This is a genomic window from Micromonospora chaiyaphumensis (genome assembly GCF_900091435.1).
GTDB lineage: Bacteria > Actinomycetota > Actinomycetes > Mycobacteriales > Micromonosporaceae > Micromonospora > Micromonospora chaiyaphumensis.
In genome coordinates, this window is the sequence record NZ_FMCS01000017.1 from 21417 (window position 1) to 43872 (window position 22456).

Here is a 22456-nt window from a genome sequence, read left to right on the forward strand (position 1 = left end):
TCGGCCTCGGCCGGGTCGTGCACTGAGCGATCAGCGCAGGGCGTGGAGGGTCAGCGCGGCCAGCGAGGGCGCGTCGACGATCTCGCCGGCCAGCACCATGGACCGGATCTCCGCGTCGGTGAACCGCCGGTGCACCATGTCCTGTTCGGTCACCTCCCGGTCCGGTTCACCCTCGACCAGCCCCGTCGCCAGGTAGACGTCGAAGCCCTGGGTCGAGAACCCGTACGCCTCGAAGAGGTGCCCGAGGTGGGTGACCGTCTCGGCGCGCAGCCCGGTCTCCTCCGCCAGTTCCCGGCGGGCCAGGTCGGCGGTGCTGCCGCCGGCTCCGCGTCCCCAGCTGCCCTGCGGGAACTCCCACGCCCGCCGGCCCACCGGGTAACGAAACTGCTCCACCAGCCAGAAGCCCTCGGCCCAGCGGGGCAGCACCAGGGCGAAGTCCGGCTTCTCGACCACCCCATAGATGCCCGTCGAGCCGTCCGGCCGCCGGACGCGATCCTCCCGCACGGTCATCCAGGGGTTGGTGTAGACGGTCCGGCTGTCCAGGCGCTCCATCACATGATGATCCCAGCCGGGACCGCGTCGGTCAGCCCCCGCTCGCCAGCCGGGCCGCGCGCATGAGCAGGTAGTCGTGTTCGGGGCGGCTCGTGGTGCGGCCGGCGGCGGCCCGGTAGTGCCGCGCGGCCGCGTCCCGGTCGCCGGCCATCTCGTGCAGGTGCGCCCGGGCCGCGTCGAGCCGGTGGTGCTCGGTCAGCCGGGGGTCGGCGGCCAGCGCCTCCAGGGCGGCCAGCCCGGCGGCCGGACCGTGCACCATCGCGGTCGCGACCGCCCGGTTGAGCGACACCACGGGGCTTCCGGTCAGTCGGTCCAGCACCCCGTAGAGGGCGAGGATCTGCGGCCAGTCGGTCCGCTCCGCGGTCGGTGCCTCGTCGTGCAGGGCGGCGATGGCGGCCTGGAGCTGGTAGGGCCCGACGGGCCCCCGGGCCATGGCCCGGGTGACCAGGGCGGTCCCCTCGGCGATCGCGGCGGCGTCCCACCGGGAGCGGTCCTGCTCGGCCAGGGAGATCAGCTCGCCGGACGCGCCGGTCCGGGCGGCGGCCCGGGCCTCGGTGAGCAGCATCAGGGCGAGCAGCCCGGCCACCTCGCTGTCGTCGGGCAGCAGCGCGTGCATGGCGCGGGTCAGCCGGATGGCCTCCTCGGAGAGGTCGACCCGGCGCAGGTCGTCACCGAGGCTCGCGGTGTGCCCCTCGGTGAAGATCAGGTAGAGCACGTGCAGGACGGCGGCCAGCCGGGCCTGCCGTTCGTCCTCGGCCGGCATCCGGAACGGCAGGCCGGAGGACCTGATGCGCTGCTTGGCCCGGCTGATCCGCTGCGCCATCGTGGCCTCGGGGACGAGGAAGGCGCGGGCGATCTCGGCGGTGCTGAGCCCACCGACCGCGCGCAGGGTCAGCGCGATCGCGGACGGCGTGGACAGCGTCGGGTGGCAGCAGAGGAAGAGCAGCACCAGGGTGTCGTCCCGGTCCGCGGTCAGCGGTTCGTCGGCGGCCGGCGCGGTCCGCCGGTCGTCACCACCGCGCCGGGCGGCCCGGTCCTCCCGGTCGCGGCGGGCCGCCTCGCCGCGGACCAGCTCGATCATCCGCCGGTACGCGACCTGGACGAGCCAGCCGCGCGGATTGTCCGGCAGCCCTTCGGCGGGCCACTGGGTGGCCGCGGCCAGCAGGGCCTCCTGCACCGCGTCCTCGGCCGTGGCGAAGTCGCCGAACCGGCGGGCGAGCACGCCGAGGACCTGCGGCGCGAGTTCGCGCAGCAGGTCCTCGACGGTGTGGTCCGGTACGCCCAGGGGTCACAGCTCCTGCGGCGGCGCCGACATGACGGGGTGCACCTCGATCGGCATGTTCAGCGGACGCCCGCCCGGCCCGGGCGCGGTGGAGATGTGTGCCGCGATCTCCACGGCCCGCTGCGGCGTCTCGCAGTCCACGATCCACCAGCCGGCCAGGAACTCCTTCGTCTCGGCGAACGGCCCCTCGGTGACCACCGGCGCGCCGTTCTCGCCGGCCCGGACGATCCGCGCCTGCTGCGGCCCGCCCAGACCCTCGCCCTGGACGAACTCCCCGTCGGCGACGAGCTTCGCGTTGACGTCCCCCATGAACCCGATGTGCGCCCGGATCTCCTCCGGCGTCCAGGTGTCGATCGAGGGGAAGTCGGTCCCGGCGGCGCTGAACTGCATCAGCAGCATGTACTTCACGATTCGCTCCTCACGCCCGAGCACCGATTCTCGGTGCTTCCACCCTCCGGTAGAAGCTGCCACCCCGCTTCTCGACATCCGTGGGGAAGAAATTTCCGCGTCAGCCGGTCGCGCAGGAGACGGTGGGCCAGGTCCGGTTGCCGTTGTGCTGGATGGTGACGCCGAAGGTGTTGCCGCCGCCGTTCGGCCGGGCGACCATCGTCTGGGCGTTGGGCCAGGTGGCGGTGGCGTTCCAGACGTTGATGATCTTAGCGGGGGACGGCACGTTCATGGTGACCGTCCAGGTGCTGGCGCCGGACACGGTGACGGTGAGGTTGTAGCGGTCGCTCCACTGCTGCCCGGCCGAGAGCGTCGCGGTGCAACCGCTCCCGCCGCCACCGCCACCGCCACCGTCGGGCGCCACGGCGCGGCCGGTCACCGGCGAGATCATGCCGGCGCACAGGCCACGGCCGGCCAGCCCCTGGGCAATACGGGGGATCGCGGCCAGCGTGTTGGCGGGCCAGTCGTGCATGAGGATGACCTGGCCGTTGGTGAGCCGGGCGTTGGCCTGCACGATCGCGTCGACGCTCGCCCCGTTCCAGTCCTGCGAGTCGACGTCCCAGATGATCTGGGTCAGGCCGTACCTCGCCAGCACCGACTGCACGGTCGAGTTGGTCTCACCGTACGGCGGGCGGAACAGCTTCGGCGTGCCGCCGCCGGCGTTGGCGATGGCCTGCTGGGTACGCGAGATCTCGGATTCGATCTGCGCCTGGCCCAGCTGGGTCAGGTGCGGGTGGGTGTAGCTGTGGTTGGCGACCCACATCCCGGCGCTGACCTGCGCCCGCACCTGAGCCGGGTTGGCGGCCGCGTACTGGCCCTGGTTGAACATCGTGGCCCGCAGCCCGTTCTGCCGCAGCGCGGTGAGCAGGGCCGGGGTGTTGCTGGACGGGCCGTCGTCGAACGTCAGCCCGACGTACCCGTTACAGGCGGCGGCCCGGGCCGGGGCGGCCGTGACGGTGAGCGTGACGGCCAGGCAGCCCGCCGCGACCAGGGCGGCCGCGGCTAGTCCCGCGGCCAGGGATCGCGTCGACGGTGTTCTGCTCCACATGCGGCTGTGCCCTCCTCGTGGTGGTGGGTCGGCCGGACCTCACATCGATGGACGTCGAGGTCTGTCGGCGGCGCCAGTATTTGCCCGCCGTCGACACGGAGTCAAGAATTTCCGGAAGTGCGGCACGCGGCAGCGCACGCCACGGAGGTGAGCGAGCCCGATGCGGACGGCTCGGCGGCCGGAAGTTTCGAGTCCCTTCCGGCCGCCGCCTGAACCGCCCTCAGCCCGCCGCCGTGACCTCCAGCAGCAACGCCTGCTCGGGGTGCAGCGCGGGCAGTTGCACGCCGACCGACCCGAGCACGGACCCGCTCAGGGTCACCCCGGCGTCCGAGGCCAGCCAGGCCGGCGGAACCAGTTCCAGCAGGGCCGGCTCCGGCACCCCGGCCGGCGGCCGCACGCGGTAGCGCCGCGCCGGGTCCAGCCCCGGCAGCCGCACCGCGCCCGGCACCTGCGCCGCCGAGGTGGCCAGCCGCGAGACCGCGTACACGGCGTGGGAGCCGTCGTGGGCGACCACGCCGTGGGCCTGGACGGCCGGGTCCGGGTGGTCGACCCGGACCACCCGGCCACCGTGCAGCAGCGGGCGGAGCCGCTTGTGCAGCGCCACCCAGGCGGCGAGCTCCGCCCGCTCGGCGGCGCCGATCCCGCTGATGTCCCACTCGATGCCGTGGTGGCCGAAGAGTGCCGTGACCGCCCGGAAGCCCAGGTCGTGGACCCGGTGGGTGGTGTGCGAGCGCTCCGGTCCGATGTGGGTGCCGATCAGCTCGGGCGGCAGCAGCAGGCCGGTCCAGCGCTGGATCGACAGCCGCTCCAGGGCGTCGTTGCAGTCGCTGGCCCACACCCGGTCGGTGCGGCGCAGGATCTCGAGGTCGACGCGGGCGCCGCCGGAGGAGCAGCTCTCGATCTCCACCTGCGGGTGCCGGGCGCGCAGGTCGTCGAGGAGCCGGTAGACGGCGACGGTCTGCGCGTGCACGCCCGGCCGGCCGCCGTGCCCGGCCTCGGTGAGGTCCCGGTTGTGGTCCCACTTCAGGTACGCGATGCCGTCGTGCTCGCTCAGCACCGCGTCCAGCCGGCCGAGCACGTGGGCGTACGCGTCCGGGTGCGCCAGGTCGAGCACCTGCTGGTGCCGCCACTCGGGCGGCAGCCGGTCGGGCGCCTGCAGCACCCAGTCCGGGTGGGCCCGGAACAGGTCCGAGTCCGGGTTGACCATCTCCGGCTCGACCCACAGACCGAACTGCATGCCGTGCTTGCGGACGTGGTCGATGAGCGGTTGCAGCCCGCCCGGCCAGACCTCGTCGTCCACCCACCAGTCGCCGAGCCCGGCCCGGTCGTGCCGCCGGCCGCGGAACCAGCCGTCGTCCAGGACGAAGCGTTCCACGCCCACCTCGGCGGCGCGGTCGGCGAGACCCTTCAGCCGGTCGAGGTCGTGGTCGAAGTAGACCGCCTCCCACACGTTCAACGTCACCGGGCGCGGGCCGCGGGGGTGCTCCGGCCGGGCCCGCAGGTGGGTGTGCAGCACGTCGCTGAGCCCGTCCAGCCCGTCGGCGGAGTGCACCGCGTAGAGCAGGGGAGTGGCGTACTCCTCGCCCGGGCCGAGCAGCAGCTCGCCGGGGGCGAGCAGCTCACCGCCGCCCAGCGTGGCCTCGCCGGTCGGCCGGCGCTCGGCCACCGTGACGTGGTCGCCGCTCCACGCCGTGTGCACCGCCCACACCTCGCCGTGCCCGAAGCCGAACGCCGGGGTGCCGGCCACCAGCAGCAGGGTGGCGTCGTGGCCGGTCCGGCCGTGCCGCCCCTCGCGCACCCAGGCGCCCATCGGCCACGGGTGCCGCTGCGGCGCGCGCTCCCGGCACCAGCGCCCGGTCAGGTCGAGCAGCTCGGTGGCGACCGCCGGCACCGGCAGCACCGGCGTCAGCTCGCGTACCTCGTAGGGCCGGTCGCCGTCGTTGCGCAGCCGGTGCCGCACGGTGAGCAGCCCCGCCGGGGTCAGGGTGATCTCGACGGTCAGCGACAACCCGGCGCCCGGGTCCGCGGCCCGCACGGTCACCCGCGCGGCCCCGGCCCCGCCGCGGTCCCGCTCCTCGCCGGATACGCGCACCGCGTCCCCGCCACCGCCACGCGGGTCGTCGACGTCGATCGCGTCGAGGCGGAAGGCGGTCGACCAGTCCCGGCCCTCCCGGTGCCCGGCCAGGCCGGGCCGGCCGCTCCAACCGGCGCTCGCCTCGGGTAGCAGCGACAGCACGGTCGGCGCGTCGAAGCTGCTCGGCACGACCGGCGGGACGGTGGCGTCGACCAGCGCGGGCAGGTCGTCGGCGGGCAGCGGTCCGAGGTCGGCGCCCCAGTGCACGACCCGGGGCAGGCCGGGGCCGCGCGCGTCGAGCACCAGGCTGGTCCGCGCGCGGCGCAGGTGGACGATGGTCATCCCTTGCTGGCTCCCAGGGTGAGGCCCCGGACGAACTGCTTCTGCAGGAGGAAGAAGATCACCAGGGTGGGGATGGCGACCAGCACGGAGCCGGCCGAGACGAGGTTGTTGTCGGTGAAGAACTCGCCGCGGAGGTTGTTCAGCGAGCTGGTCACCGGGAACTTGTCGCCGGTGCGCATGAGCACGGTGGCCCAGAAGAACTCGTTGTAGATCCAGGTCACCTCCAGCGTCGCGAGCGCGGCCAGGGCCGGCCGGCACAGCGGCATGGTCACCTGCCAGTACTGCCGCCAGACGCTGGCTCCGTCCACCATGGCCGCCTCGTACAGCTCGTGGGGCAGGGCCTTCATGTAGTTGCTCAGCACGAAGACGCAGAAGCCGCACTGGAAGGCGACGTTGACCAGGATCAGCCCCCAGTAGCTGTCGTAGAGCAGCTCCGAGTCGCTCATCCAGGCCGGCAGCGGGATCTCGGTGAACATCCGGAACAGCGGGATGAGCAGGGCCTGCTGCGGCAGCAGGTTCGCCGCGGTGAAGAGGCCCAGCAGGACGATGTTGAGCTTCCAGCTGAACCGGGCGATGACGAACGCCACGCAGGAGGCCAGGAAGAGGGTCAGCAGCACCGCCGGGACGGTGATGTAGACCGAGTTGAGGAAGTGCTTGCCGAACTCGGCGGTCTGCCACGCGGTGACGTAGTTGTCGAGGGTCCAGCCACCGAACGAGACGTAGCCGTGGGTGGCGGTGTACTCGTACGAGCGGAGCGAGGTCAGCACCGCCCAGAGGATCGGGAAGAGCCAGCCGATCGCCACCGCGGCGAGGAAGACGTGCAGGACCACCCGGGCGGGCCGCAGCGGCCGGCGGCGGGCGTGCGGCGCCGCGGTGTCCGGTTCACGGGTCAGGGTCGCGCTGCTCATCGCCGGTCCTCCCGCATCACGGTGAACAGGTACAGGGTGATGAAGACCAGGGAGACGACCAGCATGATCGTCGCGAGGGCCGAGCCGAAGCCGATCCGGCTGGCCTCGCCCACCACGTTGGCCGTGACCAGCGCGGAGATCAGTTCCAGCCCGTTGCGCCCCTTGTTGATGACCCAGACCAGGTCGAATGCGCGCAGCGACTCGATCACCGTCACCACCAGCACGATGATGTTGATGGGTCGCAGCACCGGGAAGACGACGCGGAAGAAGGTGCTGACCTCCGACGAGCCGTCCACGGCCGCGGCCTCGCGCAGGGACGGGTCGACGCCCTTCAGACCGGCCAGGTAGAGCAGCATGATGTAGCCGACATGCCGCCAGCCGGCTGCGAAGAGCACGGCCCAGATGTTGACGTTCGGGTCGCCGTACCAGTCGGTCTGGGTGCCGAGCAGCGCGTTGAGCAGGCCCTGGTCGCGGCTGTAGATGAGCTGCCAGACGAAGCCGATCAGCGCCAGCGAGAGCACCACCGGCAGGTAGAGCGCGGTCTGGTAGAACCGGCTGCCGCGCAGTTCCTTGTCGAGCAGCACGGCGAGGAACATCCCGAACGGAGTGGCGACCACGAAGAGGGCGGCCAGCCAGAGCAGATTGTTCTGGATCGCCGGCCCGAACGGCGGGTAGATGTTCACCACGTCGTCGTAGTTCTTGAGGCCGACCCAGTCGATGTCGGCGAGCGGACCGATGCCGTCCCAGTTGGTGCCGGAGAGCGCCACGGTGGCCAGCGCCGGTAGCCAGACCAGGGCCACCACGAGCAGCAGCGGCACGAGCACCATCAGCGTGATCACCACGCGGTCGGTGCCGGACAGGAGCCGTAGCCGGCGGCCGCGACCACGCGGTGCGGTGGTCGCGGCCGGTGGCGGCACGGCGCGGTCCGCTTGGACCAGGGGCAGGTCGGACACGATGTCCTCCCCCTTTCCGCCGTCAGCTGGTGAAGATGGACTTCTTCTGGTTCTCGATGCTGGTGAGCAGGCCGCTGATGTCCTTCGGGTCCTTGATGAACTGCTGCAGCGCCGGGATCATCACGGTCGAGGCGAAGTCGGGCCGGGTGTCCCGGTCGAGGAACTGGGCGATCTCGGTGGCGGACCCCACCAGCTCGGCGGCCTTCTTCTTCAGCGCGGTGTAGCCGCTGGTGTCGCCGCCGGTGTTAGCCACCAGAGTGCCGGGGTCGCCCTTCACCATGATGTTCGCGGCGTCGACGCCACCGATGTACTCCAGCAGCTTCTTGGCGTTGGCCTCGGACTTCGGCTTCCGGGCCATCATGTAACCGTCGATCGGCGCGTCCAGGGCCTTGGCCCCGATGGTCGAGTCGATCTCGGGGAAGGTGAAGAAGTCGATGTCGTCCTGCTCGTTCTCGTTGAACTGCTGGGCGACGAAGAGGCCGAGCAGGTACATGCCGCTCTTCTTCTGCTGCAGCGACTGGGCCGCCTCCTGCCAGGTCCGGCCCAGGGAGTCCGGCTGGTGCAGCGGCAGCAGCCCGGCCCAGGTGTCGAAGACCTTCTTCACCTTGTCGGAGGTCCACGCCTCCTTGCCGGCCATCAGGTCGACGTGGAACTGGTAGCCGTTGATCCGCAGGTTGAGGATGTCGAAGGTGCCCATCGCCGGCCAGCCGTCCTTGTCGGCGAAGGCGATCGGGTTGAGGCCGTCCTTCTTCATCTGCGCGCCGAGTGAGTTGAAGTCGTCGAGCGTCTTCGGCACCTGGTAGCCGCGCTGCTGCCACACCGACTTGCGGTAGAAGACCGCCCACGGGTAGTAGGAGGCCGGCACGAAGTACTGCTTGCCGTCGTCGCCGGTCGACGCCTTCTTGAAGGCGTCGGAGAACCCGGAGAGCTTGCCCCAGACGTCGCTGACGTCGCCGGCCAGGCCCTTGGCCGCGAAGAACCGCATCCGGTAGCCGGCGAACCAGGTGAAGACGTCGTCCGGCTTGCCCTGCAGGTAGTTGTTGATGTTCTCCTGGAACGTGTTGTGGTCGACCGTGTTGATGTTGACGGTGACCCCCGACTTGCTCTGGAAGCCGGCCGCCAGCTTGGCGAGGACGTCCTTCGGGGTCGGGTCCGAGGCGTTCGAGCCGACCGACACGGTCTTCGACCCGGCGCCGGAGTCGGAGTCGGAATCGCCGCAGCCGGCGAGCAGTCCCGTGCCGAGCAGCGCGCCCGCGCCGGCCGCGCCGGCGAGCAGTGAGCGGCGGTTCAGGCCGGCGACGGACGGGGGTACGAGCCGGGCGAGGTACTCGGCTTCGGTACGTGGACGGGACATTGTTCCTCCTGCGTGGAAGAGGTGCGCTGCGCCCAAGGGCCGTGATTGGTGGCGGGGATCGGTGTTCGTGGCGGCCGGCGTAGATCCACCGTGAATCCACATGTCCGAACACAAACAGCCGGTGGCGGTTGAAGCTACCCCTTGGTTCGGCGCTGTCAAGAGGGCAGAAGGACAGCGATAACCCAGTTGTGACACGGGGAAGCGACGGTAAACGTTGGAATTTCTGTCGATGTTGGAAAGTGTTGACTTGGGTGCCGTTCGGGGGCACCCTCTGCTCTCATGCGGAACTGGCACGGCGAGCGGATCTGGTACGGCGCCGACTACAACCCGGAGCAGTGGCCCGAGGAGACCTGGGCCGAGGACGTCGAGCTGATGCGCCGCGCCGGGGTCAACCTCGTCTCGGTCGGGATCTTCTCCTGGGCCCTGCTCGAACCCGCTCCCGGCCGCTTCGAGTTCGGCTGGCTGGATCGGGCGCTCGACCTGCTGCACGACGGCGGGATCAACGTCGACCTGGCCACCGCCACCGCCAGCCCGCCACCGTGGTTGGCCCACCGCCACCCGGAGACACTGCCCCGCCGCGCCGACGGCACGATCCTCTGGCCCGGCGGTCGGCAGGCGTACTGCCCCAGCTCGCCGGTGTTCCGGGAGCGGTCGCTCGCCCTCGTCGAGGCCGTCGCCGGCCGGTACGCCGACCACCCGGCCGTCGTCATGTGGCACGTCTCCAACGAACTGGGCTGCCACAACGTGCACTGCTACTGCGACGTCAGCGCCGAGGCGTTCCGCCGCTGGCTCCGCGAGCGCTACGGCGACCTGGACGCGCTCAACGCCGCCTGGGGCACCGCGTTCTGGAGCCAGCGCTACCACGACTGGGCCGAGGTCAACCCGCCGCGCAGCGCACCCACCTTCGCCAACCCCACCCAGCAGTTGGACTTCCTGCGCTTCTCCTCCGACGAGCAGCGCGCCCAACTGCGCGCCGAGCGCGAGGTGCTGACCCGGCTCACCACCCAGCCGGTCACCACGAACTTCATGATCGGCACGGGGATCAAGTACCTCGACTACCACTCCTGGGCCGCCGACGTGGACCTGGTCTCCAACGACCACTACCTCACCGCCGCCGACCCGCAGCCGCAACTCGGCCTGGCGCTGGCCGCCGACCACACCCGCGGCGTCGCCGGCGGTGACCCGTGGCTGCTCATGGAGCACTCCACCAGCGCGGTGAACTGGCAGCCGCGCAACGTCGCCAAGACCCCCGGCCAGCTGCGCCGCAACAGCCTCGCCCACGTGGCGCGCGGCGCCGACGGGGTGCTGTTCTTCCAGTGGCGGGCCTCCCGGGCCGGCGCGGAGAAGTTCCACTCCGCCCTGGTCCCGCACGCCGGCCCGGACACCAAGGTGTTCCGCGAGGTCTGCCGGCTCGGCGCCGACCTCCAGGCCCTCGCCGAGGTGCGCGGCAGCCGGGTCGATGCCGACGTGGCGATCCTCTTCGACTACGAGGCCTGGTGGGGCGCCGAACTCGACTCCCACCCCAGCGTCGACGTCACCTACGCCGACCGGCTCACCGCGCTGCACGGCGCGCTCTGGCGGGCCGGGGTCACCGCCGACGTGGTGCACCCGTCCACCGACCTGTCCCGCTACCGGCTGGTCCTGGTGCCCACCCTCTACCTGGTCCGCGACGCCGACGCCGACGCGCTGCGCCGCTACGTCGAGGCGGGCGGGAGCGCACTCGTGACCTACTTCAGCGGCATCGTCGACGAGCACGACCACATCCGGCTCGGCGGCTACCCGGGCGCCTTCCGCGACCTGCTCGGCGTGCGTACCGAGGAGTTCTTCCCGCTCCGGGCGGGCGAGTCGGTCCGCCTGGACGACGGCGCCACCGCCGACGTGTGGACCGAGTGGCTGCACGCCGAGGGCGCCGAGGTGCTCGCCGCGTACGCCGACGGGCCGCTGCCCGGGGTGCCGGCGCTGACCCGGCAGGCGGTGGGCGCGGGCGCGGCGTGGTACCTCGGCACCCGGCTCGACGACGCCGGCACCGACCGGCTGGTCGCCCGGCTGCTCACCGAGGCCGGCGTCCGCCCGGCGGCCACCGCGCCGGAGGGCGTCGAGGTGGTCCGCCGCCGGTCCGGCGACCGGAGCTGGCTGTTCGTCATCAACCACACCGACACCGAGGCCCGGCTGGCGGTCGCCGGCGCCGAACTGCTCGGCGGCGGCCGGTGCGACGGCGAACTGGTGGTCTCGGCGGGGGAGGTGGCGGTGGTCCGCGAGGAGACTCGGGCCCGTCCCGCGTGATGCCGCGTACCGTGCCGCCCGCGCGCCTGAAGGAGGTCTGATGCTCGCCCAGCAACGGCAGAGCGCCATCCTGGAGCTGATCCGCCAGCGCGGCGGCGTCCGGGTCAGCCACCTGGTCAGCCGCTTCGGGGTGTCGGACATGACCATCCGGCGGGACCTGGAGGTGCTCGCCGAGCGCGGCCTGGTCGACAAGGTCCACGGGGGAGCGACGCTGGCCGGTCCCGGCTCGGCCGAGGAGCCGGGCTTCGCGGCCAAGTCGATCCGGCAGCAGGCCGAGAAGCGGGCCATCGTCGAACGGGCCGCCGGCCTGGTCGAGCCCGGCATGGCGATCGCGCTGTCCGCCGGCACCACCACCGCCGCCCTGGCCGCGCGGCTGGCCGACGTGCGGGGGCTGACCGTGGTCACCAACTCGATCCCGGTCGCCGACGCCCTCTACCAGAACCCGCGCGCCGACCAGACGGTCGTGCTCACCGGCGGTATCCGTACGCCGTCGGACGCGCTGACCGGGCCGGTGGCCGAGGCGGCCATCGCCGCGCTCAACGTCGACCTGCTCTTCCTGGGCGTGCACGGGATGAGCCCGCGTACCGGGTTCACCACCCCGAACCTGCTGGAGGCGGCCGTCAACCGGCGGCTGATCGGCGCGGCCCGGCGGCTCGTGGTGCTCGCCGACCACACCAAGTGGGAGACCATCGGCATCGCCACCATCGCCCCGCTGGAGGACGCCGACCTGCTCATCACCGACAGCGGGCTGCCGCCGGAGGGGCGCCGGCAGATCGGCGAGCAGGTCGGCGAACTGATCGTGGTCGACGTCGACTGACCACCGCCGCTTTCAGCCACTTCACAGCCGCCCAGGTTAGGGTGCCCTTGGCGCGCTCCACGGTGGAGCGCGCCGACGGTGGGAGCGGAGTGGCGATGGTCTTCAAGAAGATGCTGAGCGCGTTCGGCGTGGGCGGCCCGAGCGTCGACACGGTGCTGACCAACCCCAACACCCGGCCGGGCCTGACCCTGGACGGGCACGTGAACCTGGTCGGCGGCGACGCGCCGGCGAGCATCGAGCAGATCACCGTCGGCCTGGTCACCCGGGTCGAGATCGAGGGCGGCGACCACGAGTACGCGGGCGTCATGGAGTTCCACCGGATGCCGGTGAGCGGCGCGCTGCAGCTGGCGCCGAAGCAGCAGCTGTCCATCCCGTTCCAGCTCCCGGTGCCGTGGGAGACCCCGGTCACCGACGTGTACGGCCAGCGGCTGCACGGCATGACCATGGGCCTGCGGACCGAGCTGGCGGTGGCCCGGGCCGTGGACAAGTCCGACCTGGACCAGGTGGCCGTGCACCCGCTGCCGATCCACGAGCGCATCCTCGACGCCTTCCAGGCGCTCGGCTTCCGCTTCAAGCACGCCGACCTGGAGCGCGGCCACATCCGCGGGGTGCAGCAGACGCTGCCGTTCTACCAGGAGATCGAGTTCTTCGCCGCGCCGCAGTACGCCCCGGTGACCACCGAGGTCGAGCTGACGTTCGTCACCAGCCAGCACGGCGTCGAGGTGATCCTGGAGTGCGACAAGCGCGGCGGTTTCCTCACCCCCGGGCACGACGCCTTCGGTCGTTACTCCGTCCCGCACAGCGACGCCGGCCGCACCGACTGGGTACAGGTGGTCGACGGCTGGCTGCGCGAGACCACGTCGCGCTACGGCAACCTGCGCGCGCACGGCTTCGGCGCCCCGCACGGGCACCACGGCCACCGCGGCCCGGGCATGGGCGGCATGGTGGCGGGCGCCGCGCTCGGCGTGGCGGGCGGCCTGGTCGCCGGTGAGCTGATCGAGGACGCCTTCGAGGGGGACTTCGGCGACTTCGGCGAGTGACGGCACACGACGATGCCCCCGGGGTCATCCCCGGGGGCATCGTCGTCTCAGGAGTGGCTCCGGTCAGTGCCGGGCCTTGCGCTCCTCACCGCTGCGGAAGTTGCTTCCGGCCTTGGCCAGACCGCGGCTGCCCAGGTAACCGATGGTCAGCAGCGTGATGAAGAACCAGGCCTGCGGCGCGCGGAAGATGTCCACGCCCACCGAGTTCTTGCCGACCAGGTAGGACGCCACCAGCACGGCCGCCACGGACGCGACATAGACCCAGAATTCGGTCGTCGCGAACGACGGCTTGGTCTCCGTGCCGGGCGACTGGATCGCCTGCCGCTGACCGTCGTGCATCATCGGCATCGGGCGCGTCGGCGTCTCCTGCATCGCGGCCCGGTTGGACATGTCCTGTGCCGGCCGGTTCATCGGCCGGGCGGATGCAGCCTGCGTGCTCATCTGTCCTCCTCAGGATTGATGAGTCGTTCTCTGCATACCTCCCGCCCCGCTGCCGCAGGTCGGCCACGGCGCGGTTCGCGCACTGTGGCGGGGGCACCCTCCGTCTACCCCCGGCCCCGAGCCGGTAACGCCCGGTCCCGGCCGAATAGGAGTGGCCGCCGGGGGTCACCCTGCGACCGCCCGGCAACCGGACATCCGGGCACGGACCCGGCACGCTCACGGCCGGTCGGATCGCGGAGCCGAGCCCCGGTTTCAGCCGCCGGGCGACGGGCACGCAAGGAGGATCCCGAGAAATCTGCGAGGTGGTTCACGTGCGTGAGGACGACATGCGGCAGCAGGCCGCCCGGCGGGCCGAGGAGCGGGTCGCCGGCGGCGTCTACGGCGAGGGCGCGCTCGACGAGGTCACCGTGCCGCAGACCGACGTGCTGCGGGTCATCCAGGAGGAGGACCCGGACGACCCGGCGCACGCCCCGGTCGACCCGAACGTGTTGCGCGACGGCGGCCCGACCCGGGGCCAGGGCGCGGTCACCACGACCGGCGGCACCGCCGGCCCGGCCAGCGCCCGGCGGCTGGCCCGCCAACCGGAGCAGCACCGGGGCACCGTGGCGCCGACCACCACGGGCGACGCCACCACCGGTGGCCTGAGCACTCCGGCCGGCGGCTCCACGAGCGACGCCTCGTCGTCCGGCAGCCAGGTCGGCAACTTCACCAACGACCAGGCCAACCCGGGCTGACCCGGAGCAGGGAAAGGGGGGCGGCGCACGCCGCCCCCCTTCTCGTCGCGTCGATCATGAAGTTGACGGCACGAACGGAGATCCACATCGCCGCCAAGCTCATGATCGACAAGGAGGGTGGGTCGGGTGGGTCAGGTGGTGCGGAGGATGCCTAGGCGCTGGGTGGCGCGGGTCAGGGCCACGTAGAGGTCGCTGTTGCCGCGCGGGGACTCGGCGACGATCCGGTCCGGGTCCACCACCAGCACCGAGTCGAACTCCAGGCCCTTGGCCTGCTCGGTGGTGAGCACCACGACCCGGTTCGCCAGCTCCGGCTGCTCGCCGACGGTCGCCTCCGGCAGCGCGGCGACGACCGCCGCCCCCAGCTCGTCCACCCGGCCGCCCGGCACGATGACGCCCAGCCGGCCGTCGGCCAGCCCGGCCGCCTCCCGGGCCGTGGCCTCGACCAGCTCGGCCGCGAGCCGGTCCGCCGGAACGGTACGGTCCCACGGCGGTACGCCGCTGGCGCGTACCGAGCGGGGTGGGCGCAGCGCCGGGTCGATCTCGGCGAGCACCCCGGCGGCGACCGCCATGATCTCGGCCGGGGTGCGGTAGCTGACGGTCAGCTCCTCCAGCCGCCACCGGTCCGCCACGTACGGCGCCAGCGCCTCCTGCCAGGACGGCGTGCCGGCGAGCGCGCCGGTCTGCGCCACGTCCCCGACGATGGTCATCGACCGGCTCGGGCACCGGCGCATCAGCAGCCGCCAGGCCATCGGCGACAGCTCCTGCGCCTCGTCGACGATCACGTGCCCGAAGGCCCAGGTCCGGTCGGCGGCGGCGCGCTGCGCGGTGGTGAGGTTGTCGATCTCCTCCTGCCGCTCGGAGAGCCGGTCGGCGTCGATGAGGTCGGTGACGCCGAGGATCTCGCCGCCGTCCGCCTCGTCCTCCACGTCGATCGAGCGGGAACCGCGCCAGATCTCCAGCACGCCCTCGGCGTACTCCCGTTCCAGGGCGCGGATCCGCTCCCGGCGGGCCGCGGCGGCGCGCTCGTCCTCGCCGAGCAGCTCGGCGGCCTCGTCCAGCAGGGGCACGTCGGCCGGCGTCCAGCCGCCCGGCTCCCGGTGCAGCGCGGCCCGCTCGGCGTCGGTGAGCATCGGCGCGGCGGCGGCGATCCGCTCCGGCGACTCGAACAGGTCGGCGAGCAGCCGCTGCGGGGTGAGCACCGGCCACAGCTCGTCCAGCGCGGCCTGGATCTCCGGCTCGTCGCGCAACTCCCGGCGGATCTCGGCGCGGTCGGCCTCGGACAGCAGGTTCTCGCCGCCGAGCGGGTCGGCGCCGATCCGCTCGGCCACCTGGTCGGCGAGCGCGTGCACGATCTCGATGTCGAACAGCGCCCGGGCCAGGTTGTGCGGGCGGCCCGTGCGGCGGACCCGGTCCCGGGCCTGGCGCACGGTCTCCGGGTCGAGGGTGAGGACCTCCCGCTGCGGCAGTTCGATCTCCAGCGGCTCGTCCGGCACCCACTGCCGGTCGCGGACGGCGCTGGCCAGCACCTCGGCCAGCACGCCGCGCCCCTTCAGCGCCGCGGTCTCCGCCGGCTCGGTGCGGCGGGCGTGCACGCCGGGGAACAGGTCGGCCTGGGTACGCAGCAGCACGCCGGTCTCGGCCAGCGCCGGCAGCACCTGGGAGATGTAGCGCAGGAAGGTGGCGTTCGGGCCGACCAGCAGCACGCCCCGGGTGGAGAGCTGCTGCCGGTGCGTGTAGAGCAGGTACGCGGCCCGGTGCAGCGCCACCGCGGTCTTGCCGGTGCCCGGCCCGCCCTGCACCACCATGACGCCCGGGAGTTCGGCCCGGATGATCCGGTCCTGCTCGGCCTGGATGGTCTCGACGATGTCGCGCATCCGCCCGGTACGCCCGGCGTTCAGCGCGGCGAGCAGCGACGCCTCGCCGGTCACCTCCTCGTGGGCGGTGGGGGAGGCGGCGGCGATGTCCAGCACCTCGTCGTTGAGCCCGGTGACCTTCCGCTCCCGGGTACGCAGGTGCCGGCGCCGGCGCACGCCCTGCGGATTGGCGGCGGTCGCCAGATAGAAGGCGCGCGCCGCCGGGGCGCGCCAGTCCATCAGCAGCGGGTCGTAGTCGCCCGAGGTGTCGAAGATGCCGATCCGGCCGATGTACCGGCACGAGTCGTCGTCGCCGTCGAGGCGGCCGAAGCAGAGGCCGTTCTCCACCGCGGAGAACTGCTCGACCTGGTCGGCGTACATCCGCACGGTGTGGTCGCGCTGCGACCGGGCCTGCTGCGTGCCGCCGGTGGCGCGCAGCTCCTCGGTGAGCCGCCGGGCCGCCTGGTCCCGCATGCCGTCCAGCCGGTCGTAGAGCATCGAGACGTACTTCTGCTCGTGACCGATCTCGTCGTCCTGGTGCAGCTCACCCGACACGTCGGAGTGCGTTGACAAGCCGGCTCCTCATGGCTAAAATTGCGGCAGGAATGGCTCAACGAGCCATTCCTTTTTGTGTTTGAACTGAGAAAGATACCGCGCGGCAGGCCGCCGGACCAAGCCCGGCCGGCCGCCCGCGACCACGTCACACCGCAGGCTCGCACACGAAAGCGGGGCCCGGCCGGCACACGCCGACCGGACCCCGACGGGGCCGCTCCGAGCTCAGCCCTTCGCCGCCTGGTACAGCCGCTCGGGCCGCACGAGACCGGCCAGCACCCGGCCGTCGTCGGTGAGCAGCACGCTGAACAGCCTGCCGGTGAGCAGCCGGCCGCTGCCCCAGTCGCCGCTCACCCGCTCCAGCCCGCCGAGCACCTTCGCCATCATCTCCGCGTCCGGTCCGGCCGCCTCGCCCGGCTTCGCACCGGGCGCGCCGGCCGCTCCCGCCGTGTCGAGCTTCGCGACCAGCACGGTGGTCCAGCCGGTCCCGACCGTACGCACGTCCGGCCCGTCCCCGCCCCGCCGGGGACGCTGCTTGTCGGCCGGTCCGCGCGCGTCACCCGCCGGCTCCTCCTTGACCGTCACGCCGGGCGGCGGGTTGAACCGGAACTGGTCGGCGTCCGGGGTACGGAAGTCGACCTGGGTGAACGCCACCTGGAACGCCGGCTCGTCCTTGCCGTCCGCGAGCACCTCGAAGCGCAGCGGCACGTGCTCCTTCGCGTCCAGCGCGATCCGCACCTGGTGCACCAGCGAGTCCCGGTCGCGCGGGGTCAGCACCAGCTCGTACACGCTGCGGCCGGCGACGGTGGCGGAGCGGCCGACGGTGACCGCGGTGCTCGGGTCGATCGCCTCGAGCGCCCAGTCGGCGGCGTCGGCCGGCGTGGCCGGCGCGGACTCGAGGTCCTTCGCGTCCGCCGGCAGCGTCCGATGGGACGCGGTGTTGGCCCGGCTGTCCCAGCTCCAGACGTCCCGCCCGTTGCGCAGCAGGTCCCGCTCGCCCAGCGTGTCGACCAGGGCGAGCCGCTGCCGCTCCGGGCCGGCGTACCAGACCCGCAGGGTGTGGGTGCCGCTGACCAGGCTGGCCAGCTCGTTACCGGCGGCCTGCCCGACCAGCCCGGCGATCGGCGGCAGCCCGAGGTCGGCCCGCTGCACGACGGTGCCGGAGAGCCCGTCGAGGCGGGACGTCCGCAGGTCCTCCAGGAGCTGGGCGGCGGTCCGCGGCGGCAGCGCCGGGTCGGCCCCGGCGGCGAACGTGCCGACGGCCGCACCGCCCCCGATCACGGCGACCCCCGCGGTCACCGGGACCAGCCAGCGGAGCACGGCGCGGTTCTTCAGTACGGACATGGTGTGCACCTCCTGACGGTAGATGCTGCACCAGGGCCGCTGTGAGGACGCTGAGCAGATTCCCTAGGGGGTGTCACCGGGTGGCACCCTTGACCCGTGCGGGTGCTGGTGGTGGAGGACGAGACGCGGCTGGCCGCGTCGCTGCGGCGGGGCCTGCAGGCGGAGGGCTTCGTGGTGGACGTCGAGGCCACCGGCCCCGGCGGGCTGGACGCCGCCCGGCACGGCGACTACGACGCGATGATCCTCGACGTGATGCTGCCCGGCCTCTCCGGCTACGAGGTGGTGCGCCGGCTGCGCGCCGAGGAGCGCTGGCTGCCGGTGCTGATGCTCTCGGCCAAGGACGGCGAGTACGACCAGGCCGACGGTCTGGACTGCGGGGCCGACGACTACCTCACCAAGCCCTTCTCGTACGTGGTGCTGCTGGCCCGGTTGCGGGCGCTGCTGCGCCGCGGCGCGCCGGAGCGCCCGGCCGTGCTCGCGGTCGGCGACCTGCGCCTGGACCCGGCGCGCCGGCGGGTGACCCGGGCCGACGCCGAGGTGGCCCTGACCGCCCGCGAGTACGCCCTGCTCGCCTACCTGATGCGCCGCCCCGGCGAGGTGGTCTCCAAGACCGAGCTGCTGGACCACGTCTGGGACGCCGCGGTGGAGACGGCACCGAACGCGGTCGAGGTCTATGTCGGCTACCTGCGCCGCAAGATCGGCCGGGACCGGCTGGAGACGGTCCGGGGCGCCGGCTACCGGCTGGCCACATGAGGCGCCGGCTCAGGGCGCTCCTGCCCAACCTCGGGCTGCGGTCCCGGCTGCTCGCGCTCGGGGTGCTCGGCCTGGTCGTCGGGTTCGCGCTCGGCGGGGCGCTGCTGCTCGGCGCGCTCGGGTGGACGTTGCAGCGCTCCGTCGACGACGAGGCCCTCCGCACCGCGGACGCCGTCGCGCTGCTGGCCACGGAGGACGCCCTGCCCGATCCGCTGCCGGTGGCCGGCGGGCAGCTCCGCGTCCAGGTGATCGACGGTCAGGGCCGGATCCGCGCGGCCTCCATCGACGCCGACCGGCTGGTGCCGATGCTCGGCGCCGACCAGCTGCGCGCCGGACAGCGGCAGCGGCTCGTGGTGGACGGGCGGCGGGTCGGTCTGACCGGGCCGGTCCGGGTGGTGGCCGTGCCGGCGGGCACACCCGACGAGCCGCTCACCGTGCTGGTGGCCAAGTCGATGTCCGACGTACGGCACAGCCTGCACGTGGTCCGGAACCTGCTGCTGGTCGGCTTCCCGCTGCTGGTGGCCGGGCTGGCCGTGGTGGCCTGGCGGGTGGTGGGGGCGACCCTGCGCCCGGTGGAGGCGCTGCGCAGCGGTGCCGCCGAGATCACCGGCCGGGCCGGGGCGGAACGCCTGCCCGTGCCGGCCGGCCGGGACGAGATCCAGCGGCTGGCGGTCACACTCAACGACATGCTGGACCGGCTGGCCGCGTCCCGGGACCGGCAGCGGGCGTTCGTCGCCGACGCCGCGCACGAGCTGCGCAGCCCGGTCACCAACATGCGCACCGAGCTGGAGGTGGCCCGCCGGCTGGGTGCGGGGACGGACTGGCCGGCGGTGGCGGAGAACCTGCTCGCCGACACCGAGCGGCTCAGCCGGCTCGTCGCCGACCTGCTGCTGCTGGCCCGCCTCGACGAGCAGGCCGCCCGGCCGGACGGTTCAGCGCCGCACGCCGTCGGCCCGGTGGAGCTGGGCGAGCTGCTGCGCGGGGTGGCCGAGCGCTACCCGTCCCCGCCGCTGCGCCACGAGCCGCCGCCCGGCCCGCTGTGGACCGAGGGGGATCCGGGGGAGCTGCGCCGGGTGCTGGTCAACCTCGTGGAGAACGGGCTGCGGCACGCGCACGGCGAGGTGCGGCTGGCGGTCACCGGCCCGCACACCGGCCCGCCGGTGCCCCGGCAGCGGGCCGGCTCGGCGTACCACCTGGTCACGGTGACCGATGACGGGCCGGGCATCCCGGCGGCGGACCGGGAGCGGGTCTTCGCCCGCTTCACCCGGCTGGACGACGCCCGGGCGCGCGATGCCGGCGGCGCGGGCCTCGGCCTGGCCATCGTGCGGGAGCTGGTCCGCCGGGCCGGTGGCGCCGTCGAGCTGGCCGACGCCGCGCCGGGGACGGCGGCGCCGGGGCTGCGGGTGACGGTACGGCTGCCCGCGCTGGCCGACCCGGACGTGGACTGACCGCCGTCAGCGGATCCGGTCGGCGAGGTCCCGCACGGCGGTCCGGTACGGCGTCTGCGTGTGGTACGGCCAGTGCCGTTCGAGCGGCGGGGGCACGGTGTCGGCCGGGTCGATCGCCAGGCTGACCGGATCGCGGAGCCGGATGTCGACGGACCCGGCCCCGGGGACGTCACACGCCGCCGGCCCGTGATCCGGCCGGGGGAAGACGGGACCACCGACGGGGTCGGTGTCCCGCCACAGGTTGCGCCACCGCCAGTCGAGCCGGTCGCCCAGCTCGCAGAGCGTCTCCCGGCCGAGGTAGGCGGGATAGAGGCGGGTGTAGAGCCGGCTGAGCGGACAGCCGTGGGTCAGCAGCGCCACCCGGCGCAGGGCGTCCGGCGGCAGTTGCAGGATCGTGGCCGCGGCCAGGACCGAGCCGTGGCTGTGGCCCGAGATGATCACCTTGCCGCGCGCGCCGAGCGCGGACACCCGCCGGGCGAGTTCGGGGACGGCCCGGGCCGCGTAGCAGGGTGGCGCGAAGGGATGGACGGTACGGGGCCAGAAGTCCCCCAGGTCCCACAGGGCGGCCACGGTGCGGCGCGTCTCCGCCGACCGGTAGGAGCGGAAGGCCAGGATCATGAGGCCGATGACGAGCAGGCTGATGAGCCAGACCCCGCCGTCGGTGACGTAGGCGGTCAGCAGCGTGGTCTCCGCCGGGTCCCGGCTGAGCCGGGCGACGAGCTGGGTGGGCCCGACCCCGATCAGGTCGAACGCGATGGTGGCCAGCCCCAGCGAGGACATCACGAAGAACGTGACGAGGATCGGGCCCAGCTCGTCGGTCACGTGGGAGCGGGCGATGGTCTCCCGGACGACGTCGCGCCGGGACATGGCCCCGGCGGCCACGTGCGGGTAGTCCCGCGCGACGATCCCGGCGGCCCGGCGCCGCCTCCGCCGCCGGCCGACCACGAGCGTGATCGAGGCGGCCCCGGTGGCGATGAGCAGGGCGGCCAGGCCGGCCAGCGCGGCCCACCAGTAGGCGACCGGAGGGTCCAGGGGAGCGATGCCCGGGGGGTCCGGCCAGATCGGGCCGGGGAGGGCGCCGCGGTCGAGGAAGTCGGCGACCCGGAAGACCAGGGTTGCGGCGAAGGCACCCGCGACCGTCACCGAGGCCGCCGCCACGACGGGCATGCCGAGCCCGCCGAGGACCGTCCGGTTCCCGGTCGTCCGCGGCGCCACCGTGACGAGGGCCAGCACCACCAGCAGGATGCCCTGCGCCCCGAGCAGGGCACCGACCGCGCCCTCGTAGCCCGGCAGCTGACCGGGCGGGGACCGGACGTCGCGCGACAGGGCGGCGTAGCCGAGGCTCAACGCGCTCAGGCCGAGGGTGGCCGCCGACAGCGGGCGCAACACGCGGCGGACCCGCCGCCGGGTGGCCGGGACGGGCAGGCAGAGCAGCACCGTCGCGTACCCGATCAGGCCGGTGGCGGCGGCGAACAGCACCAGCCCGGCGGCACCGTCCGGTGCGGAGATCCCGGCGAGCAGGCTGGCGTCCAGCGTGCCGGCGCCGATCGCCACGTGGATCTGGCGCAGCCAGGCGGGCGTCCGCTCGTCGTCCCAGAATCCCGGCACGTCGAGGCGGTCGGGCGCCCGGGCGGCCTCCGGGTGCGGCTGGGGCGGGCGGAATCCCTCGAGGGCCCGCGTCGACCGCGCGCCGAGGCCCCAGACGGCGCGCAACGCGACCAGCGGGACGAGGGCCAGCAGGGCCAGCCGGGGGCCGGTCGGCAGGTCGCCCAGCCAGGACAGGTAGGGGCGGTTCGCGCGGCATCCGTCGTAGGGCACGCACTGCCAGCCGACCAGGTCCAGCGTCACGCCGATGACGGAGAGCACGAAGGCGGCGGTCAGCGTCCCGGCGAGCAGGCGGCACAGCACCCGGAACAGGCGGGACCGGCCGGTGGCGGCCGGGCGCAGCCGGACCGCCAGGTTGCTCAGCATGAACGGCAGCAGCAACAGCATGGACGCGGTCCGCACCGCGGCGCCGGCGGTCAGCGCACCCCAGCGGTACGCCTCGACGGCGATCCCGGGGGTGGCCCCGCCGGCCGCACCGGCCCCCGGCCGGGGCCGGTAGAAGCCCGCGTGGCTGTCACCGGCGACCCGGTCCACGATCGGATGGTCCAGGATCTTCTCCGCGGTCCCGCCGGACACCCCGTGCACTCTCAGCTCGACGGCTTCGCCCTCCGGTGCTGTGCCCACGC

18 protein-coding genes are annotated in these 22456 nt (G+C 73.3%); 6 read left to right on the forward strand and 12 right to left on the reverse strand.

What is annotated here, in order from left to right:
- Positions 1–30 precede the first annotated feature (30 nt).
- The 8 genes from GA0070214_RS30490 to GA0070214_RS30525 form a co-directional block, all read right to left on the reverse strand.
- Entirely contained in the window at positions 31–552 is a 522-nt protein-coding gene (locus tag GA0070214_RS30490) for an NUDIX domain-containing protein (protein WP_091269987.1), read from the reverse strand.
- A 31-nt stretch (positions 553–583) separates the two neighbouring features.
- Positions 584–1774 (reverse strand): RNA polymerase sigma factor, encoded by a 1191-nt coding sequence (locus GA0070214_RS30495; RefSeq protein WP_244167922.1) that lies wholly within the window; start codon positions 1772–1774, stop codon positions 584–586.
- Between the two features lie 66 nt (positions 1775–1840).
- The gene (locus GA0070214_RS30500) at positions 1841–2233 is read right to left on the reverse strand and encodes a YciI family protein (protein ID WP_208602966.1); all 393 of its coding nucleotides are present in this window, start codon (positions 2231–2233) and stop codon (positions 1841–1843) included.
- A gap of 109 nt (positions 2234–2342) precedes the next feature.
- Positions 2343–3329 carry a polysaccharide deacetylase family protein gene (locus tag GA0070214_RS30505; RefSeq protein WP_091269990.1) on the reverse strand — a complete coding sequence of 329 codons (987 nt, stop codon included), beginning with the start codon at positions 3327–3329 and terminating at the stop codon, positions 2343–2345.
- A gap of 220 nt (positions 3330–3549) precedes the next feature.
- Positions 3550–5745 (reverse strand): alpha-galactosidase, encoded by a 2196-nt coding sequence (locus GA0070214_RS30510; RefSeq protein WP_091269991.1) that lies wholly within the window; start codon positions 5743–5745, stop codon positions 3550–3552.
- A complete protein-coding gene (locus GA0070214_RS30515; protein WP_091269992.1) occupies positions 5742–6653 on the reverse strand; it encodes a carbohydrate ABC transporter permease in 912 nt (303 codons plus the stop codon). Before GA0070214_RS30515 ends, GA0070214_RS30510 begins: the two co-directional genes overlap by 4 nt.
- On the reverse strand, positions 6650–7606 hold the full coding sequence (locus tag GA0070214_RS30520) for a carbohydrate ABC transporter permease (protein ID WP_091269993.1): 957 nt from the start codon (positions 7604–7606) through the stop codon (positions 6650–6652). Before GA0070214_RS30520 ends, GA0070214_RS30515 begins: the two co-directional genes overlap by 4 nt.
- A 22-nt stretch (positions 7607–7628) precedes the next feature.
- Positions 7629–8960, reverse strand: coding sequence for an ABC transporter substrate-binding protein (locus GA0070214_RS30525; protein ID WP_091269994.1), 1332 nt, complete (start codon positions 8958–8960; stop codon positions 7629–7631).
- A gap of 279 nt (positions 8961–9239) precedes the next feature.
- Here GA0070214_RS30525 and GA0070214_RS30530 point away from each other — a divergent pair, with 279 nt between their 5' ends.
- The 3 genes from GA0070214_RS30530 (at position 9240) to GA0070214_RS30540 (ending at position 13100) form a co-directional block, all read left to right on the forward strand.
- On the forward strand, positions 9240–11243 hold the full coding sequence (locus GA0070214_RS30530) for a beta-galactosidase (protein WP_091269995.1): 2004 nt from the start codon (positions 9240–9242) through the stop codon (positions 11241–11243).
- Between the two features lie 40 nt (positions 11244–11283).
- Positions 11284–12060: a DeoR/GlpR family DNA-binding transcription regulator gene (locus tag GA0070214_RS30535; protein ID WP_091269996.1), complete on the forward strand. Its 777-nt coding sequence runs from the start codon at positions 11284–11286 to the stop codon at positions 12058–12060.
- Positions 12061–12155: 95 nt separating this feature from the next.
- On the forward strand, positions 12156–13100 hold the full coding sequence (locus GA0070214_RS30540; RefSeq protein WP_091269997.1) for a sporulation protein: 945 nt from the start codon (positions 12156–12158) through the stop codon (positions 13098–13100).
- A gap of 63 nt (positions 13101–13163) precedes the next feature.
- Here the strand turns inward: GA0070214_RS30540 and GA0070214_RS30545 are convergent, their stop codons facing one another.
- Positions 13164–13541 carry a hypothetical protein gene (locus tag GA0070214_RS30545; RefSeq protein WP_091269998.1) on the reverse strand — a complete coding sequence of 126 codons (378 nt, stop codon included), beginning with the start codon at positions 13539–13541 and terminating at the stop codon, positions 13164–13166.
- Positions 13542–13852: 311 nt separating this feature from the next.
- Here GA0070214_RS30545 and GA0070214_RS30550 point away from each other — a divergent pair, with 311 nt between their 5' ends.
- The gene (locus GA0070214_RS30550) at positions 13853–14275 is read left to right on the forward strand and encodes a hypothetical protein (protein WP_091269999.1); all 423 of its coding nucleotides are present in this window, start codon (positions 13853–13855) and stop codon (positions 14273–14275) included.
- A gap of 131 nt (positions 14276–14406) precedes the next feature.
- Here the strand turns inward: GA0070214_RS30550 and GA0070214_RS30555 are convergent, their stop codons facing one another.
- A complete protein-coding gene (locus GA0070214_RS30555; protein WP_208602967.1) occupies positions 14407–16626 on the reverse strand; it encodes a HelD family protein in 2220 nt (739 codons plus the stop codon).
- Positions 16627–16905: 279 nt separating this feature from the next.
- The gene (locus GA0070214_RS30560; protein WP_091270001.1) at positions 16906–18024 is read right to left on the reverse strand and encodes a LolA family protein; all 1119 of its coding nucleotides are present in this window, start codon (positions 18022–18024) and stop codon (positions 16906–16908) included.
- A 96-nt stretch (positions 18025–18120) separates the two neighbouring features.
- On the opposite strand from GA0070214_RS30560, the gene GA0070214_RS30565 reads away from it, so the two are divergent.
- Both GA0070214_RS30565 and GA0070214_RS30570 read left to right on the forward strand, forming a co-directional pair.
- Positions 18121–18777, forward strand: coding sequence for a response regulator transcription factor (locus tag GA0070214_RS30565; RefSeq protein WP_091270002.1), 657 nt, complete (start codon positions 18121–18123; stop codon positions 18775–18777).
- Complete coding sequence (locus GA0070214_RS30570) at positions 18774–20225, forward strand: sensor histidine kinase (RefSeq protein ID WP_091270003.1); 1452 nt, start codon at positions 18774–18776, stop codon at positions 20223–20225. The genes GA0070214_RS30565 and GA0070214_RS30570 overlap by 4 nt, the downstream gene beginning before the upstream one ends.
- A gap of 6 nt (positions 20226–20231) precedes the next feature.
- On the opposite strand, the gene GA0070214_RS30575 is transcribed toward GA0070214_RS30570, so the two are convergent.
- A complete protein-coding gene (locus tag GA0070214_RS30575; protein WP_091270004.1) occupies positions 20232–22454 on the reverse strand; it encodes a hypothetical protein in 2223 nt (740 codons plus the stop codon).
- Positions 22455–22456 lie beyond the last annotated feature (2 nt).

Bases quoted from the DNA above. Each gene is read 5' to 3' on its own strand.
- GA0070214_RS30490 (WP_091269987.1), bottom strand. From the start codon at position 552: ATGGAGCGCCTGGACAGCCGGACCGTCTACACCAACCCCTGGATGACC.
- GA0070214_RS30500 (WP_208602966.1), bottom strand. From the start codon at position 2,233: ATGCTGCTGATGCAGTTCAGCGCCGCCGGGACCGACTTCCCCTCGATC.
- GA0070214_RS30505 (WP_091269990.1), bottom strand. From the start codon at position 3,329: ATGTGGAGCAGAACACCGTCGACGCGATCCCTGGCCGCGGGACTAGCC.
- GA0070214_RS30510 (WP_091269991.1), bottom strand. From the start codon at position 5,745: ATGACCATCGTCCACCTGCGCCGCGCGCGGACCAGCCTGGTGCTCGAC.
- GA0070214_RS30515 (WP_091269992.1), bottom strand. From the start codon at position 6,653: ATGAGCAGCGCGACCCTGACCCGTGAACCGGACACCGCGGCGCCGCAC.
- GA0070214_RS30525 (WP_091269994.1), bottom strand. From the start codon at position 8,960: ATGTCCCGTCCACGTACCGAAGCCGAGTACCTCGCCCGGCTCGTACCC.
- GA0070214_RS30530 (WP_091269995.1), top strand. From the start codon at position 9,240: ATGCGGAACTGGCACGGCGAGCGGATCTGGTACGGCGCCGACTACAAC.
- GA0070214_RS30535 (WP_091269996.1), top strand. From the start codon at position 11,284: ATGCTCGCCCAGCAACGGCAGAGCGCCATCCTGGAGCTGATCCGCCAG.
- GA0070214_RS30540 (WP_091269997.1), top strand. From the start codon at position 12,156: ATGGTCTTCAAGAAGATGCTGAGCGCGTTCGGCGTGGGCGGCCCGAGC.
- GA0070214_RS30545 (WP_091269998.1), bottom strand. From the start codon at position 13,541: ATGAGCACGCAGGCTGCATCCGCCCGGCCGATGAACCGGCCGGCACAG.
- GA0070214_RS30555 (WP_208602967.1), bottom strand. From the start codon at position 16,626: ATGCTCTACGACCGGCTGGACGGCATGCGGGACCAGGCGGCCCGGCGG.
- GA0070214_RS30560 (WP_091270001.1), bottom strand. From the start codon at position 18,024: ATGTCCGTACTGAAGAACCGCGCCGTGCTCCGCTGGCTGGTCCCGGTG.
- GA0070214_RS30570 (WP_091270003.1), top strand. From the start codon at position 18,774: ATGAGGCGCCGGCTCAGGGCGCTCCTGCCCAACCTCGGGCTGCGGTCC.